The organism is Microcystis sp. M44BS1 (genome assembly GCF_020244875.1).
GTDB lineage: Bacteria > Cyanobacteriota > Cyanobacteriia > Cyanobacteriales > Microcystaceae > Microcystis > Microcystis panniformis.
On sequence record NZ_JADBVM010000100.1, the window covers coordinates 1 to 16,554 of the forward strand.

The following is a 16,554-nucleotide window of genomic DNA, read 5'->3' on the forward strand; positions in this document are numbered from 1 at the left end:
CTTTACGCTGGATTTTTCAATGCTTTCATTGTATTCATTTGATTACACTCAATCAGGAGGAACATATTTCTAATTGGAATAAGGACAGAGATTTTATCTTGCGTCTTTTACCAGATGATTGTTTACGTTACTATCAATTAGCCACCTAATTATTATCTCTATCAATTTAATTTCTATGAGTGAACATGAGCTAATATCTTTGATTTATAGCTCCATTTTACTATGTCTATAATTTAGTTTTTTACTTTAATTGATTAGTCTAAATTATGATTTATATCTTGGATTTCTTCTTTTATTTATCTGTTGACTCCTCTAGGTGGTGTTAATTCTTATTGCTCCTTATTGAGAATAGGTTTTGATGCCATTTTTGGTGCTTTACTGTTTCTCAAATGCCTTTTTTCGCTCCTTATGTTTATTTTTATGCTAACTTTGATTTTTTCTCTCCGTAATTTCTCTCTGTGACAGCTTAGGGTGCGGAATGTGGGTTAGATACAGCAACCAATTCTAGTAACCCCTGAAGTCGAGAAAGAGAAGGATGTACTAAGGAAAGTTCTGTAAAACGCTGGCTAAACTCCTCAGCAAACTTGTCGTTATATGTAGCATGAAAGTTGGTCAAATCAGTCACATTTTGTCCATTAATGCTGGCTGCTAAAACTTCAGTAAAGACACCAACTTTAAGTCCTTTGATAGAAACAACATCCTCCCGAATTAAAACACTAGGTGTCACTGGATAAAACCACAGTCGAGAAAGGATATAGTCAAATCCTTGATTCAAGAAATCTTCGGTTGCAAAGTCCCAGCCAGTCTTAAAATTGGGAATACCAGCAGGAAGCAGTCCGAAGCTAATTTTTTTCAAGCGGTAATCAGCATCTAGGAAATCTGCTCCAAATTGAGTCTGTTGAATACCTCCTTCAAAGCGAACTATTTGTGGTAATTTCTGTTTTGGATCTCCGTCAGGATCGATACTAACTACTGGCCACTTACCATGAATAAACCGACTGCGTAAGGCTACGGCTAAGTCATCTAAGGTAATGGGTTCACGTTCTGGATTATACTTACCGACTAAGATAATGTCTTTGGTAGTTTGATCGATAACCAGTCCGTATATTTGATTGATACCGCCTAAGTTATAGAATTCTGGATAGAGTGTGCGATAGTTTTGATTAGCAGGAGTCTGTTTAACTTGCTTCATGGCTGCATTTAAGGAAAAAGCTACATATTCCCCCTCAGAAGGATAGGTTTTCATGCGCTCGTTGGCGGAAACAGCAGGAGGCGTGTTGAGATCGGGTTCGGGAATCTTATTGGTTGTTATGGGCGAATTGGTAACTTGAGCGATCGCTATTTGCCCAACACCAACGACAATACCTAAAGATTTGGGATCTTTTGCTTCCCATCCGAGAAAGAGAGTGAAACAAAAGGTCATCATTACCAAATTGATAATTTTGTTCATTGTCTTTTCCTCCTAGTTAGTGGTTTCTCTGACAATGGATACTTGATAAAAAAGCCCAAAATAAGTCTTAGCTTTCCAATCGCCTCGATCTATAGGCGTTATTTCTGATACACTCCACTAAAAATTAGCGTCTAAAAGTCTTATTAAAAACATTTTGAATACACAGAACTGTGTTAGAAAATTGGTTTCACTTTGTTTGCTCTCCTTCTCTTAAAACACGCCACAAGTAAATTCTTCCCGATCCTGGGTAAAATTCACCACTGGCAATAAACTTCCCATTTGGACTAAAGGCTGTTGAATAAATAACTTTTACCTTTCTCTCCTTCTGTTTGCCAAATGGTTGATCACCTATTAGATTACCTTGCAAATCCCACAAGCTCAAACCGCTAACAAGATATTGACCGTCAGGGCTAAAAGCGATTGCCCCTGCATGTATCATATCCCCTCTGAAGGGTTGGCCAATAATGTTTCCCTGTAAGTCTGTCAAAGTTATTTTATGCCCATATTTCCCTGTTTTATCTACACTACCAATAGCAATAATTTTTCCATTAGGAGCAAAGCTGACTGACTCAATCCAACTCTCATGACCTTGAAATGGTTGACCAACGAGATTGCCTTGCAAATCCCATAAGCGTACTTTCCCATCATTACTTCCGCTGACAATTAGCTTTCCATCCGGACTGAAAGCTACAGATGTAACACGATCTTGATGTAGTAAGGGTGGAGTAACGGGATTACCTTGCAAGTTCCACACTCTTACTGTGTAGTCATCACTGCCAGTGACTATATACTGTCCATTAGGACTAAACGCAATTGAGCGAACCGGGCCATAATGTCCCCCAAACAGTTTACCTACAGGGTTGCCCTGTAAATTCCACAGTTGGATTGTTCCATTGCCAAGGCCACTGACAATATATTCGCCGTCTGGACTAAAGGCAATTGAGACAAAACCGACATTATAATTGAAAAAATTGAGTGGATGATTTTTGGGATAGAGGAAATCTCTAACGATATTTTTGCCTTCAATTGTCCACAATCCGATACTGGTAACTGAACAGGCTGCAATAAGCTGACTATTGGGACTGAAGGCAACATTCAAGATAATTGAAGCTCCTTCTTTTTTAATAACTGCCATCTCTTGAACACTGACTATCCGAGATGTGCTTTGATTTCCTTCATTAGTTTGATTGTTAGATGGTTTATCTGATGATTCTTCTTCAATGACAGTGGGATTAGACTGAGTATATGATTGAAGAAGAGAAGGTTTCTCAGAAGCAGGAAGCATGGGGTTTGTTGTTCTGTCTGGTGTTGTAGTGGCAGTTGAGTATCTGGATAACTTCTGGAGTGTCTGACTAAACGTTGGGTCAGCTAAAAGTCCTCTGATACTCCTCCTAAGTGCCTCATAGTAAGTTGGTAATGGGTTTGGAGTACCGGGGATCTCGGCTGCACCTGTTATTGCTTTTGAGAAAAGAACTTTGTCTGAGGAAGAACTCAACACTTCCCATTCAATCCAAAGACTCACTTTTGTCCTTGGGCTACCAGATTCTGAACCAATCGTATTCAGTGTAGCATTGCGAATCTTGCCTCTAAGCTTAAAACTGCTTGTCTGCTCATCTGGTTTCATAGAATCCACAGCCATCACTTGTTGAATTTCATAACCGGCCTTCTCTAATTCATCGTTAATAATTAAGCTTTGATTATGAGCATCTCCAATACTCAGCAAATCAGTAGCATAGTAGGTCTTAAGTGTAGTTAGAATGGGAAAATAGGGAGAATAACTACCAAAAGGGTTGGGAATTCCCCAATCTTGGTGAGTGCCAATTTGCCGAGCCGCAGGAATCTCATCGCTAAGACCATCAAAACTGACTGGATCTATGGATTTTGGCTGGATATTGATAGGCTGTGGCTCAAAATTATAATCTATTTTCTCAAGTTCCTCTTCTTTGATAGGAGGAGTATAACCTTCACACCGAGAGTTATGGGGGAATTTACGGCACAGTGAATCCAATTCTTCGTCGGCGTGGACAACAATAGAATTAAGCGCGAGAGCAAGGGTGATCATCATAGCCGTGATTTTCAAAAAAGCTTTCATAATAGTTAACCCTAAAATTTTTGAATTTTCTGAATTAGCTCTATAACATACTGATAATCTTTAGTTCTTCCTTCTTGCTGAAACAAGTAAGCTGCTCGTTGCAAATCAACCATTGCCTTTTCCCGATGTCCTAATGATCCATAAGCTAATCCTCGCATCAGGTAAACGTCTGGATAATTAGGTTTGAGTTCGAGTGCTTGATTAAAATCTTCAAGAGCTTTCTGATATTTTTGTAGCATGGCGTAAATAGAACCACGTCCATAGTAAATTCCCGCACCACTATTAGGATTAAGTTCAATAAATTGATTGAAATCTTGGAGGGCAGCTTGGTAGTTGCCCAAAAGAACATAGGCAAGTCCTCGACTGCCATAGGCGACCGACAAGTTAGCATTGAGTTCGAGGGCGTGGTTAGAGTCTTCTATTGCTTCCTTCGCTTTACCTAATGTACAATAAGCCAATGCTCGTCCCGCATAGCCTAAAGCAGAATTAGGATTTAACTGGAGTGTCTGATTGAAATCTTTGATGGCTTCTTGTTGATCTTGTGGATCTATAGTTGCCATGTGTATAACATCATTAGATGCTCGGCTCAAACCCCGAAGTAAATAAGCATCAGCATAATCAGGATTAAGGGCGATAATTTTATCAAGAATAGCCCTGGCTTCATCATAGCGTTGCTGTTGACCGAGAAAAGCAGCATGGGAAAAAAGAGAAGTAAGGTCTGTTAAGTTAATAGTTTCAGAAGAAGTCGGAATTATCCATTCTCCCACTACAAAAGTCCAAGTTAAAGAGTTGGGATAAGGACGAGTAAGTAATACTGCGTCTTTTAAGGCACTGACATCCCCACTTTTAAGACGTAGAGATAAAGCCTGAAACTGCACACCTCCAGCCATCCATATTTGAGATGTTTCTCCCTTAACAAGAACTGCTAGGGATTTTTTGGTCTCAACGGTCTTAATTTTGTATTCCCTAAGCCAAAAATTCAAATCAGGTCGCTCAGACATATCTTCCATACCTTTCGCTAAGGCTACCAGTTCAAGCAGTCCGTGTAGTCGGGAGAAAGAGGGATGGAATTGAGACAGTTCTTCAAATTGTTGACTAACTTCCTCCGCAAATTTGTCAGCCGCTTCTAAGGTAAAATTGGCCGGATTAGCAAATACCTCTCCTCCTTTTTTATAGGCGATAACTTCAGTAAAGACTGCTACCCGTAATCCAGTAATTGAAACCACCTCATCTCGAATCACAACACTGGGAACTACGGGATAAAACCAGAAACGAGACAAGATATTTTCACCTGATGGATACTGATGCAGAAGATACCAAAAAGTCCGAAAATCAGAGATGCCTGTGGGCAGCAATTCCATCCCCATCTTTTTCAAACGGTAGTCTGCATCCAGAAAATCTGCTCCAAACTGGGTTTGCTCTAATCCTCCCTCAAAACGAACCACTTGCGGTTCACTTTGTTTTAACTCACTTACAGTGGGCAGATGTTTTTGTTGTTCAGTTGGATCTATGCTAACTAGAGGCCATTTACCATAAACAAAACGACTGCGTAGGGCAACAGCGAGATCGTCAAGAGTGATAGGTTCACGCTTGGGATTGTACTTTCCTACTAAGAGAACATCTTTATTTTTGCGGTCATAAACTAAGCCGTGAAGCTGATTTATACCTCCAAGATTGTAAATTTCTGGATAGAGTGTGCGATAGTTTTGATTAGCAGGAGTCTGTTTAACTTGTTTCATGGCTGCATTCAGGGAAAAAGCCACATATTCGCCCTCAGAAGGATAGGTTTTCATGCGCTCGTTGGCGGAAACAGCAGGAGGTGTATTGAGATCGGTTTCAGGAATCTTATTGGTTGTTATGGGGGAATTAGTAACTTGAGCGATCGCTATTTGCCCAACACCAACGACAACACCTAAAGATTTGGGATCTTTTGCTTCCCATTCGAGAAAGAGAGTGAAACAAAAGGTCATCATTACCAAATTGATAATTTTGTTCATTGTCTTTTCCTCCTAGTTAGTGGTTTCTCTGACAATGGATACTTGATAAAAAAGTCCAAAACAAGTTTTAACTTTCCAATCACCTCGATCTATAGAACTTTCTCCAGGATTGCTAATAATTCCTCCTGGTGCTTGTTGTCCGTCTAGTGAATCACGAGGATCAGAGGGCTTTCTAGCATCAGCTAATTTTTGGTTTTGTAAGAATAAATCGGCGATAAGAGGAAAGGTTTGTACTTGACTAAAATCGCTTCTCGCCTTTTCAACCTCATTATTTCCCAGATACAAACTACCTCGATTATTGTAAGCAAGAGCAAATTCAGGATTAATTGCCAAAGCCTTTCCAAAAGCATCTAAAGCTCCTGATCCTAAATTGATTGAGGACTCTTGTAACACAGCCAACGTTCCTAAATTGACATAAGCATCTGCTAAATTCCGATCTTTGTCGGTCGCTTGCAAGAGATCGAAATAGGCTTTATTCCGATCTTCCTTGAGAGCGTAGAGAACACCCCGTGCATTATAAGCTAGGGCAAAATTACCATCTAAAGCTATAGCTTTGTCAAAATATGCGATCGCTTCTTCTATTTTCCCCAAACGGGCTTTAGCATCTCCTGCAAGGTAAAGAGCTATTGGGCTATTTTGATGTTGCTTAAGGAAATTTTCAGTCCACTTTTCCCATTGTTTTAATATTTCTGGATTTTTAGAAGCCGCTATAAAACTGAGTAGGGAAGCATTATTGTCATTGGTAGCTAGTTTAGCGTGACCTGTGAGCAAAGCCGCTACTGGATGCAGATCGTTCTGAAGATGGGTTTTGAGTTGTTGCCATTTCCCTTCTAGCAGAAGTTGCTCACTTTTTTTATCTAAGTTATAGCCTGTGTTTGCTCCAGTGTCGTTAGTAACAATAATGACTGGCTTAGGAGGAGTAGAAGGAGGATGAGTAGAACTAGGAGGAGGAGTAAAAGTAGGAGGAGGAGGAGGAGTAGAAGTAGGAGGAGGAGTAGAAGTAGAAGTAGGAGGAGGAGTAGGAGGAGGAGTAGGAGGAGGAGTAGAAGTAGAAGTAGGAGGAGGAGTAGAAGTAGAAGTAGGAGGAGGAGTAGAAGTAGGAGGAGGAGTAGGAGTAGAATCGCTTAAAGGTGGATCTGAACCTCTCAATAATTCATAATATTCACCAGAAAACTCTGCTAATATACCGAGGATAGCTGACAATCGTTTATAGCCTTTAAGATCAGCAGCTAGTGATGTACCATGTAGAGTAGTAAGAAGAAAGTCACCTTTATTAAATGCTTCTAAAAGTTCAATAGTCTCTCTAGCATTAGCTATTACAGATATAGAAAGAGGAACTTGAACCAGTCCGGACCCCTCCCCCAAAAGCAAAATTAACCAAACTAATGGTGCGACTTGTTGTGCCGGAGTATTTTTCCCTATAGGAATAGAACCAAGGCCAAAATCTGCTAGAGGCTTTAGGGTAGTTGTGCTAAAATAGCCATGTTTTAAAACTAATTCTGCTGAGAACTGTAGAATTGATTGGTTGTCTGCCAAAGCCAAAGGATATTCTGGGAAAGTTATCTTATCACTGATGTACCATTTAACAGAAGTAGCTAATGTTTCTACATCTGAAGTAGCTAATGTTTCTACGGACGGACGTTGTAAAAATGGATTTGGATTATCATAATTTTCCACTGCTATTGTCAATCTATTGACAAATTCTTGAAGTAGTGAATTCTGTCCTTGCTCTTGAAAAATTTTTTCTGCTGTCCTGAAGTTTTGCCTTGCTGCGGTATAGTTTCCTTGCTTATAAAAAACATTCCCTAAGTTTAAATAAGGCAATATACTATTAGGTTGAAGTCGTATTACTTCATAAAAATCCTGAATTGCTCCTTGAAAATCTCCTAGTGCCTGACGACAAACACCTCGGTTATTATAGGCATCGGCATTAGATGGATCGAGTTTCAGAGCTTCGTCATAATCACTGATTGCTTTCTGATAGTTTTCTCCAGGAGCTTCGTTATAATCACGAATTACTGTCTGATAGTTTCCTTCAGTAATTGTTTTTGGTAGTAATTGTGAGTTTCCTAATTCAACATAAGCATTTCCTCTACTGATATAAGCATTGACATTTTTGGAATTGAGCAGAATTGCCTGATTAAAAGCGTCAATCGCTCCTTGATAATCTCCTCTTTGTAATTTTTCAATTCCTTGTTTGTAGTAATCATCTGAAGTTATCTGAACAAGATAATTATCAGTTTGAGTTGATAGAATTGGAGATGGTTGGGCATAACTAGCAGCTACCGGATTAATCAGAATGGTTGTTAAACCCAACAAAGCAACATTTCGATAAAACAACCTCGAAATTAACCAAAGCTGACGAGTATTTGGCTGATGATTGATTTGCTTATTCATGGTTTCCTCCTTTATTTTTCTAGGATTGTTGAATCCAGTAAGTAGTCGGAAAAAAGTAAACAACTTTGTAGGAGATATCAATTTTCTATGGCATCTATCTGGCTCGATCGCCGTCATTTCACTGAAGAACCATTTTGACACAATGGCCACTCTGTCCAGACAATTTTATTGTCAGATTTTTCAGGTGCGTAATATACCTTGCCAGATTCAAAATATAGTTCACTAGGCTCGCTATTTTCTGATTGCCTAACGGGGACTTTACCAAACGGAAGCTTTTCCCTGGGAGTAAAAAACAGCTTTAAACCTGATATATATGATGAGTTTAGGGAGTCTCTATTTCTTATAAAATCAATTTCCAATTCACACTCATAACTATTGAAAACAACATTGGCAGGTAACGTCAAAACACCCCATTGATATACAGAAACCCTGAAGGCTATTTCGTACACTATTAAAAACAATGCTACAGGTATAGCAATCTTTAAAATCCTAGAAAAAAGTTTATTGTTTCTATCTCCTTCCGTTTCTTTTCGTGACCACCACCAGACAGAATTTTCTAAGGATAGAGATTCTGTTGATTGATCTGGTTTCCATCCAAGTTTGTCAAGTGCTTCTGTAGCAGATTGGCGGATACCTGCCCTGGGATCGTGAAGTAGAGAGAGCAAAGAATCTACCGCTTCTTTATCCTCAATATTCCCTAGTGCTTCAACAGCAGATTTGCACAGATTCAAATTCCATTTCCACCCTTCATCATGAAGTAAAGAAGTTAGAGCGTTGACTGCCTTCGTATCTCCAATATTTGCGAGTGCTTTAAAGATAGTTTGGCACATTTTTAGATCTGATTCTCTGTAGAGGAGAGCAATTAAAGGTTCTACCGCTTGGGTATCTCTTAATCTTCCAAGAGCTTCAGCCGCAGACTGATGGACTTGGTATTCTGTATCAGACCAAGGATTGAGAGCCGAATATTGCAAGGCATCAATTAAGCCTTGAATATTTTCCTCAGCCTCAAGTTTTTCTGCATTCGGTCTATGAAATAATAACATGATTAAGCTCCTCATTTGTAGTCAACTGTAAAAATTAAGCTTGTTCCCGTGAAAACGGGGATGCGTAACAGCTAATTAGAATTAGTAACCAACAAAAAATTACTTAGCACTTTTTGGAAAAGGTTGAAAGCTATGATTCGATAAATTAAGATTGAAGTAGAAATCTCCTGTTATCGGATAATAAACTTCTGGATTATTGCCCCAAGGACGTTTATCATAAGCAGAACCTAAGAAGATATTCATTGACTTAACAGAGGCAACATTAACCTTTCCTAAATCAAACCAAATGCCAGATACTATTGTAGATTTTGGCAAAATATCTCCTTGGATCAAATCATGGCCAAAAGTGGTGTGTTTCATATATACATAATCCTGTAAAGGAATCTGCTTTCCGCCTACAGAAACAACAAAATTACTCGCCATAAAACTAATCGGTTTGTTAGTTTGATTGGTAATCCTAAAGGTAATCGCACCGACTACTGCATCATCGGCAAAGGGTTTAGATTCAACTGTATTAGTAGGAATTAAATCCTTTTCATTGAGTTGAGGATGATTGGGCTGAATGGCACTTCTTTTTCCCACTAAAAACCGCAATATTTCTACCTTAACCCCCGATTTTGTTTGACTTGCTCCGACATTGCGGGCAAAAATTTCACTGGGGTTTAAAGGGGTTAACTGATAGATTTTCTCTTTGGACTGTTCGACAAATTGACCAGAGGGATATTTAGCGAGATATTGCTGATAGGATGTTACTGTGTTACTGCCTTGAGCTTGTTGCCAATAAAGCTCTTCTAGTCGTTTTTTAGCAGCAGAAAGATGGGGACTTTGAGGGTGTTCTCGAATATAATCTTCTACGGATTTTATGGTTGAAGTGGATTGGACTTCTTTCCATAATCGGTCTTCGTACAAGGTTTTTGCTTCAGTAAGGTGCTTTCCTGGGGGCAAGGCTTTTTGATAGGCGAGATAAGCTTCTGCCGTATCTTGACGAGTAGTTTGCCACCAATGGCTTTCATCCCGAACACTAGGATAGACAAGAAGGGTAACACCTCCAACAACAACAACTAAAGCTGTTAGGGTGATGAGCCGTTTGTGGGATGTTAAGATGTGAGTCATAATTCATTTACCTCCCCCATTCTTTTCGCATAGCCTATCAATCAGCGCACAACAGTAGATAGCCATTTTATAATTTCAGTCTGTGAGGGTTCTGCACCATCAAGATAGTCTTGATAGTGGTTTCCATAAGTTCCCCAGCCCCAAAATGTGTACTGAAATGGGCAATAATCTGGTCTTGAACCCCGAAATACCCGCTCTTTGACGATCTTACCCGTTTGCGTACTGCGGAGCTTGACTCGTACCAACTGTCGCCGACGGCTTACAGTACCAGTGGCATTGCCCTGTAGGGCGTAGTAGGGACAATTTTCAATCGTTTCACGGTCTTTTGCCAAAGAAACCACATACTTAAAATGGGATGGCTTGACGGGTTTGAGAGAATTGGGGAGGGTAAGGGCAGATTCGTCGCAGGCTAAAGCCTTACCAGATTCGCTCTTCCCTAAACCGACGGCTGGAGATTTAGCCGGTTTGCCCCCGCAGGCCGTTGAGTAGGCTGCGGATATAATTGACTGTCCTTGACTTCCGGTATCTTGACTGAGTGACCCTACTGCTTTGTTATATCCTTGTTTGGCAGAAGCAATGATTTCTGGCTCTTTGGTCAAGGTTTTGGCTTGATTGAACTGGTCTAGGGCTTCTAAATATAAATGTTCTGTTTGATAGACCTGACCGCAAGCCAGATGAAATCGTGGTAAGTTCTGATCAGGAGATGGAATCAGCGAATTTTTCAGAAGATTCCCGATGCTGTTGCAGGACTCATGGCTGGCAATTTCAAAGGGTGGTACTGTCTCAAAGATAGACTCAACCTGGTGACGGGAGGCTTCGACCAGAATGCTGTTACTGTAATCGTTAATAAAATTGTTATAGGTCAGTAAAGCAACACTAAAGTTACCTGCTTTTTGCTGGTCAACAGCGACTTGAAAGGCGAGACACTCCTGTTGCGCCTGTTGTGCCACCGCCCGCTTTTGTTCCATGTTGATCGCTCGCCACCCCTTCAGCATTGGGTCGAAGTGTTTGATAGCTGTAGTACAGTCTGCTCTTTGATAGGCTTGATGGCCCTGGTTAAAATTGTATAGATCCAACAGGTATTGAATCGCCACAGGTCCTAAAAGAGCAATGGTAATAGTAACTATCAAGGACTTGTAGTATTGGCGTAATAATAACGATCCTAAAACTTGCCAAGCGGCCGGCTGTAGCCAGTAGTTAGGGTCACGCAGGGCCACCAGGAGCGGTTTGATAGCCACCTTGCCCATTTTTGCTAACCCTTCTGCTGCTGCCTCACTCACATAATCCACGTCGCCCAGTATGGCGATCAGGGGTTCGATCGCTCCCTTATCCCCGATTTTCCCTAATGCCCTGGCCGCTCCCTCACGCACAAAGGCGTTCTCATTTCTCAGGGCAATGATCAGGGGAGCTACTGATGGAGAACCAATTTCAACACACTTATCGAACTTGCCTTTAACAATCCAGTAGGCTGCTCCTTTCTCATCTAACTTAGGTTGCCACCCGCTCTTCTCCAATTCTTCCACTGCCTTCTGACGAACCTTGTAGTCTTGATCATCAAGATCGTTGATAAAACAATCTACTTCTGAAATCTCTGTATTGATTGGATTTTCCGATTGTGAATTACTATCATCAATTTTCTGGGCTGAACTATCAAGAAGGGGGGCGAGAGCGCCGCTTTTTTCAGTAGCGACTGCCATGGTAGGTTTTTCTGGGCTGTCCTCCCTGTTATCGGCTTTAAGCGCAGTGGGCAGACCTCCTTCTGGCAGGGGACACATCGGCAAGGACGATGCCATCTTGATCAGGGACATAATCAACTGGTCTGCCTCTGTGGGATGGGGATTGGCATTGGAATCGAGGAGGGAAATCCTCTCCTTGCCTTCTTTACGCCAAGCATCATTGAGAAAAGTACCGAGGTAGCCGTCGATGTTAATAATGTAAACTGAACCTTTAACCTTGGCGGTTACTTGGGAGGAATTAGTCAAAGCGGCTTGATAACCTTGGCAGATTAAATAACAGGCAAAATTACTGGCGACGTAAGTGGCTCCGACTTCATCTTCCTTGCCCTCAAATTCTGGCGGTATTTTGAACTCAAGACCTAATTGCCCCTGACACAGAGCTTTGGCATAGGCGGCCTGCATTTTGTACTCGCCCGACTGCCAACATTGGTCAAAGGCGGCGATCGCCTGCTCGAAATGACCCGCGCGATAGATGGTCACGCCTCGGTTGTAAAGTGCTACGGGGTTTGATTCAGATCTTTCTTGAGGATTAAGTTCTACATTGCTAGAAGTTTCCGATGAGTCATCCCCGATGCGGAAACTCTCAAGGATACTATTGAAGGCGGGTTGAAATTTGGCAGCTTCTTGGACGGGAACTTCACTGACGAATTGGAAAGTGAGTTCCACCCCAAACAGGGTGGTGGATTGTTCCTGAATCTGCCCCTTAGCTCCGTCATAGCGGTAAACTAATTTGGCCGCTGGTTGGTGGGCGAGGCGAATTTCTTCCCCAGAAATGAACTGAAAGCCCGAAAAGCAGCTAGGTAATTCGGCTTTTTGTTGCTCGATGTACTCTTGGGGCGTGCTAGGATATTCAATCAGTTTTCCATCTTCTCGCAAACCTGTGATCTTAAGATGGGGGTTTCCTTGGAGAATTTTGCCTCGGCGAACGTTAACTGAGAAACAGGGACGACCGCCACTTCCCTCTTTCCCCGCGACAGCAATGGGAATTGTCCAAGAGCCAGCCGGTTTGTTTTCCCAGAGAATTTCCCAGTCTGTCGGATAGGCGATCGAGAAGTTCCATTCTCGGCTGTAATAAGATTTCATTGGAGATAGGGTTTTCATGATTTTGTACCCTCCCTTTCAAATTTCAATTAGTTGGCACTTTTCCTGTTTAGATATCTAAGTCAGGCTGCTCTTAAATCTCTGGCAAGGACTACGCTGTATTTTGCTTTTCTGATGGCGAAGAAGAAGTTTTTTTGTTCTCGAAGTAAATGTCATCTAAGTAGGCTGATGGAATGTACCGAGGATTAGGCCGATTTTTTTTCAATATCTCGTATTTCACCATCTCTTGAAGGTTTCCTAAATCAAGATAAGTTGTAACATAGGTAGTAGTTTCTGGGGTTGACCAACTAGGGATATTTTTAAACTTGTCAGAATATAAGACTATTTTCCTTGAGCCATGAAGAAACTTATACAAAATGTTGTTGGCAAAGGGCGTATTGAGTCGGCAGAGTTTTTGGAGTGCTTCATTACTTATAGATAAATCCCACTCACATTCTGCTCTACCACAAGAAGCAGCATACAAAAAGGCAATTTCATCAAGAGTATTCACTTCATTCTTTAATTCTTGGTAGATGCTCGGAGGCTTCCAAGTTAAGATATCTAAGAGCAAGTCGGTGTAATCTCCGAGAAGTTTGGACAACAGATGAGATGGGACTATTTCTCGAAAAAAGTAAGTAAAAGCTCTGAGTTCATTAAAATTAGCGTAAGTCCAAGCAAGAACACTTGGTTCAGGGATATTTTGACCGACAGCAAAAAGCCAATTGACAATAGCTTCGGTTGCCTTCTTATTACCCATTTCACAAAGCCCCCAGACGATAGAAATACCTGTCCAGACATCAGTAAATCTCTGTAATAGTCTGATCAATTTCTCTGGTTTAGACCTGTAAATCTTAACTAGAGCTTTAGCAAGTACGGCTACCTGTGCTTTGTAGTCTTCAAAGTAATACTGCTCCCTACTGTGATCAAAACCAGAAGGATTAACCCCCTCCCACTCTTCAGGAACAGCAAGGGGAAGACTGCTAAGTAAAGAGTCTGTCGCTGTAATATCTCCGATCTCCCCTAAAGTCCAAGTTGCTTGAACTCGGATATCGACCTGCTCATCTTTTAAACATCCAATTAAAGACTTGATAGCTGGTTTACCTACTGCAACTAATTCACTCCATCGCTCCTTGGCAACTAAGTAGTGAATTTTTTCAGTTTCAGTTGTAGGTTGCCAACCTAGTTTGTCCAATATTACAGCAACAGACTGACGCACAATTCTATCCTGATGGTCAAGCATCTTTGCTAAGGTTTTTTCCGTAGTAGAAAATAGAAATTTTGCTGATCGAAGTAGATCGGGATCAGTGATAGCAATTCCTCTTAGTAGAATTGCTGCGCCTTGATTCAGAGCAGGATAAACCTTGCAGCCATAGAGGAATTCTAATCTTTTATCGGCCTTGACTAAGGCAATCAACTTACGAATGTTTCTCCTTTGAATTATCTCTGTAAGATCAAAAAGTGGATCATTAGTTTCTTTTTCTGATTGTTGCGTTGAGCTTGTAAATTTTGCTGAGTAATCCATTTTCTCAACAATCAAGGCAGCACCACGATTGAGAATATTCTCAGGCATAATCGAGAGCGTCCTAACAGCCATGCGTCGAACTGTGTTATTCACATCATCGGAGGTTTTTGGTTGTTCAGCGAGCGAGTGAATTAGAGCAGTAACTAGACTTGGTTTTAGAGAAGTGACAAAAGTATCTGTTCCGCAAGCTGTTCGAATACTTTCAATCGCTTGAGCGATCTTTTTATGTAAAGTAGAATAGCCAAATGAGTCTAAGGAAGCATAATTTTCAGGAGGAAAGGTTAGTACATCGAGAAAAGCAATGAGTGATTCTACTGCCCGTGTATCGCCTATTTTACCTAGTGCCTCAACAGCAGATGTGTGTACATATAAGGACTTTTGCTTGAGAAAAGCAATGAGTGGATCTACTGCACAGGTATCCCTTGATTCTCCAAGAACCTGAATCACATGATGCAGAATTGATTCCTGTTGACTACTAAGCAAGTTATGTAAAAGGTCTATTAATTTTGGCTCTTGAAGTTTTCCAATGGCATCAACCACTCGACATTGGAGTTCAGTGTCATACTGACCATTGATGACTTGAGATAGAAGTTCAACGACTCTTGGATCTTGAAATTTTCCAAGGGCATCGACTGCCCGACATTGGATTTCGGTTTCATACTGACCATTGATGACTTGAGATAGAAGTTCAATAACTCTTGGATCTTGAAGTTTTACAAGGGCATCGACTGCCCGACATTGGATTGTCTTATCCATAGCCTTCAAACCCAAACTGAGTGCATAGATAGCCGTAGAATCAGAAATATCCCTCAGTGCTACTGTCGCTTCATATCTAATTACCGGATTAGAATTTTTCAAGGCAACTTCGACAAGGCATGGAATATCTCGACTGGCTTTCAAGTCGCTAACACTGGTTTTTTTTAATAGATCGAAAATACCCATCTTTCATCCCTCCATAGTTGAGCGTGAGTAGCTAGAAGACTCCCCATTGAACTCCTCCGGGACATTCAACTCCCGTACCAAATCCACACTTAGATTGGGTAACTCGATAACCATGAGCGTAAGCCCACTGTCGCCCCCCCTTGTCCAATTCAGGAGAACCACAATTCAAGTAATCTAGAGCCATGTATTCATCGCCGTAGCGAAAGAGGGCGTTATTCAAAGCTTTTTCCGAACCCGGAATCCCCAGTTTTATGCCCAAGAAAAGGACTTGAAGGCGATTTTGGCGGTGGCGCACTCCCCTTACCAGCGAATCAATAGCTGAGTTAGACTCTAAGCCAGCTTCTTGCAAAGAACTTTCTGTGGTGTCCCGTTCTGCTTTGCGGCTTCTGAAGTTACTTTCCGTCTTTCCCTTGAGTTTCATCGCTTTTCCCTCTTGCTGGAAAAACTTACTCACAACTTGATTGTACCTTGCTTTGGCCACTCAGAGTTAGTACGATTAAAGGTTTGACGGGGCAATCGCACACAATTCTTAAATATCTGCAATAAACCTATATAAATAAAAACTTTTCCATTGTTTGGCTGGTTCAGGTTCGAGAGGATCACAATAGGGTCTTGCATTATATAAAACTACATGGTTCTGTTGTCATGCCCAATAAATATTTCCTCGGATCACATCACACGCCTATAAATATCAATATCGGCAACTGTTGTGACTCGTATAAATGCTTACTGACTATCCAATCCGAGGAAGAGCCGAAGCAAGAAGAGAAAACTGTTGGCAATTCTTATCTGGCAAAGCCTTGATCCATTAACAACACCGACATCTGTTAGTAAATATAGCCCGTTGGACATCTAATCTAATCAAGCTCTAGGCACTCAAAAAAAAACAAGTGGTAATGATTCAGTAGTAGTGGCGTAGCTCTCTTGCTTACCTGGTATGAATTGTGTAAAATATAGCGTTTCTGATTCACAATACATTCCCGATCCTGAACAGCTTAATCAGCAAAGGTTTAAGTGTGCCGCACAGATGCGAGAACCGCTATATTTATTAATAAAAATAATTGGAACCCGCTCAGTCTTTAAACCTCTAGCTTGCTCATGACTTTTCTGATAAATATCTTTTTCTGGCTCCTGTCTGGCTTACTCAAATATCAGTCTAGCACCGAACAAAATACCCCCCTA

General features: G+C 41.1%; 9 protein-coding genes. All 9 read right to left on the reverse strand.

Features of this window, described 5'->3' with window-relative positions; translation table 11 throughout:
• Positions 1 to 466: 466 nt before the first annotated feature.
• The 9 genes from IM515_RS07150 to IM515_RS07190 all read right to left on the reverse strand — a co-directional run bounded on the left by IM515_RS07150 (position 467) and on the right by IM515_RS07190 (position 15,826).
• Positions 467 to 1,450, reverse strand: a complete 984-nt coding sequence (locus IM515_RS07150) for a hypothetical protein (protein WP_287630083.1) — start codon at positions 1,448 to 1,450, stop codon at positions 467 to 469.
• Positions 1,451 to 1,637: 187 nt separating this feature from the next.
• On the reverse strand, positions 1,638 to 3,542 hold the full coding sequence (locus tag IM515_RS07155) for a WD40 repeat domain-containing protein (RefSeq protein ID WP_287630084.1): 1,905 nt from the start codon (positions 3,540 to 3,542) through the stop codon (positions 1,638 to 1,640).
• 11 nt (positions 3,543 to 3,553) lie between these two features.
• Positions 3,554 to 5,539 (reverse strand): tetratricopeptide repeat protein, encoded by a 1,986-nt coding sequence (locus tag IM515_RS07160; RefSeq protein ID WP_287630085.1) that lies wholly within the window; start codon positions 5,537 to 5,539, stop codon positions 3,554 to 3,556.
• 12 nt (positions 5,540 to 5,551) lie between these two features.
• Positions 5,552 to 7,936: a tetratricopeptide repeat protein gene (locus IM515_RS07165; RefSeq protein ID WP_287630086.1), complete on the reverse strand. Its 2,385-nt coding sequence runs from the start codon at positions 7,934 to 7,936 to the stop codon at positions 5,552 to 5,554.
• A gap of 113 nt (positions 7,937 to 8,049) precedes the next feature.
• Positions 8,050 to 8,979, reverse strand: a complete 930-nt coding sequence (locus IM515_RS07170) for a HEAT repeat domain-containing protein (protein WP_287630087.1) — start codon at positions 8,977 to 8,979, stop codon at positions 8,050 to 8,052.
• A gap of 99 nt (positions 8,980 to 9,078) precedes the next feature.
• Complete coding sequence (locus tag IM515_RS07175; RefSeq protein WP_287630088.1) at positions 9,079 to 10,092, reverse strand: tetratricopeptide repeat protein; 1,014 nt, start codon at positions 10,090 to 10,092, stop codon at positions 9,079 to 9,081.
• A 41-nt stretch (positions 10,093 to 10,133) separates the two neighbouring features.
• Positions 10,134 to 12,911, reverse strand: coding sequence for a HEAT repeat domain-containing protein (locus IM515_RS07180; protein ID WP_287697940.1), 2,778 nt, complete (start codon positions 12,909 to 12,911; stop codon positions 10,134 to 10,136).
• 109 nt (positions 12,912 to 13,020) lie between these two features.
• Positions 13,021 to 15,372 carry a HEAT repeat domain-containing protein gene (locus IM515_RS07185; RefSeq protein ID WP_287630090.1) on the reverse strand — a complete coding sequence of 784 codons (2,352 nt, stop codon included), beginning with the start codon at positions 15,370 to 15,372 and terminating at the stop codon, positions 13,021 to 13,023.
• 31 nt (positions 15,373 to 15,403) lie between these two features.
• Entirely contained in the window at positions 15,404 to 15,826 is a 423-nt protein-coding gene (locus IM515_RS07190; protein WP_287630091.1) for a hypothetical protein, read from the reverse strand.
• Positions 15,827 to 16,554 lie beyond the last annotated feature (728 nt).

Excerpts from the sequence above, each read along its gene's own strand:
- IM515_RS07185 (WP_287630090.1), bottom strand. The coding sequence starts at position 15,372 with ATGGGTATTTTCGATCTATTAAAAAAAACCAGTGTTAGCGACTTGAAA.
- IM515_RS07180 (WP_287697940.1), bottom strand. The coding sequence starts at position 12,911 with ATGAAATCTTATTACAGCCGAGAATGGAACTTCTCGATCGCCTATCCG.
- IM515_RS07150 (WP_287630083.1), bottom strand. The coding sequence starts at position 1,450 with ATGAACAAAATTATCAATTTGGTAATGATGACCTTTTGTTTCACTCTC.
- IM515_RS07155 (WP_287630084.1), bottom strand. The coding sequence starts at position 3,542 with ATGAAAGCTTTTTTGAAAATCACGGCTATGATGATCACCCTTGCTCTC.
- IM515_RS07170 (WP_287630087.1), bottom strand. The coding sequence starts at position 8,979 with ATGTTATTATTTCATAGACCGAATGCAGAAAAACTTGAGGCTGAGGAA.
- IM515_RS07160 (WP_287630085.1), bottom strand. The coding sequence starts at position 5,539 with ATGAACAAAATTATCAATTTGGTAATGATGACCTTTTGTTTCACTCTC.
- IM515_RS07175 (WP_287630088.1), bottom strand. The coding sequence starts at position 10,092 with ATGACTCACATCTTAACATCCCACAAACGGCTCATCACCCTAACAGCT.
- IM515_RS07165 (WP_287630086.1), bottom strand. The coding sequence starts at position 7,936 with ATGAATAAGCAAATCAATCATCAGCCAAATACTCGTCAGCTTTGGTTA.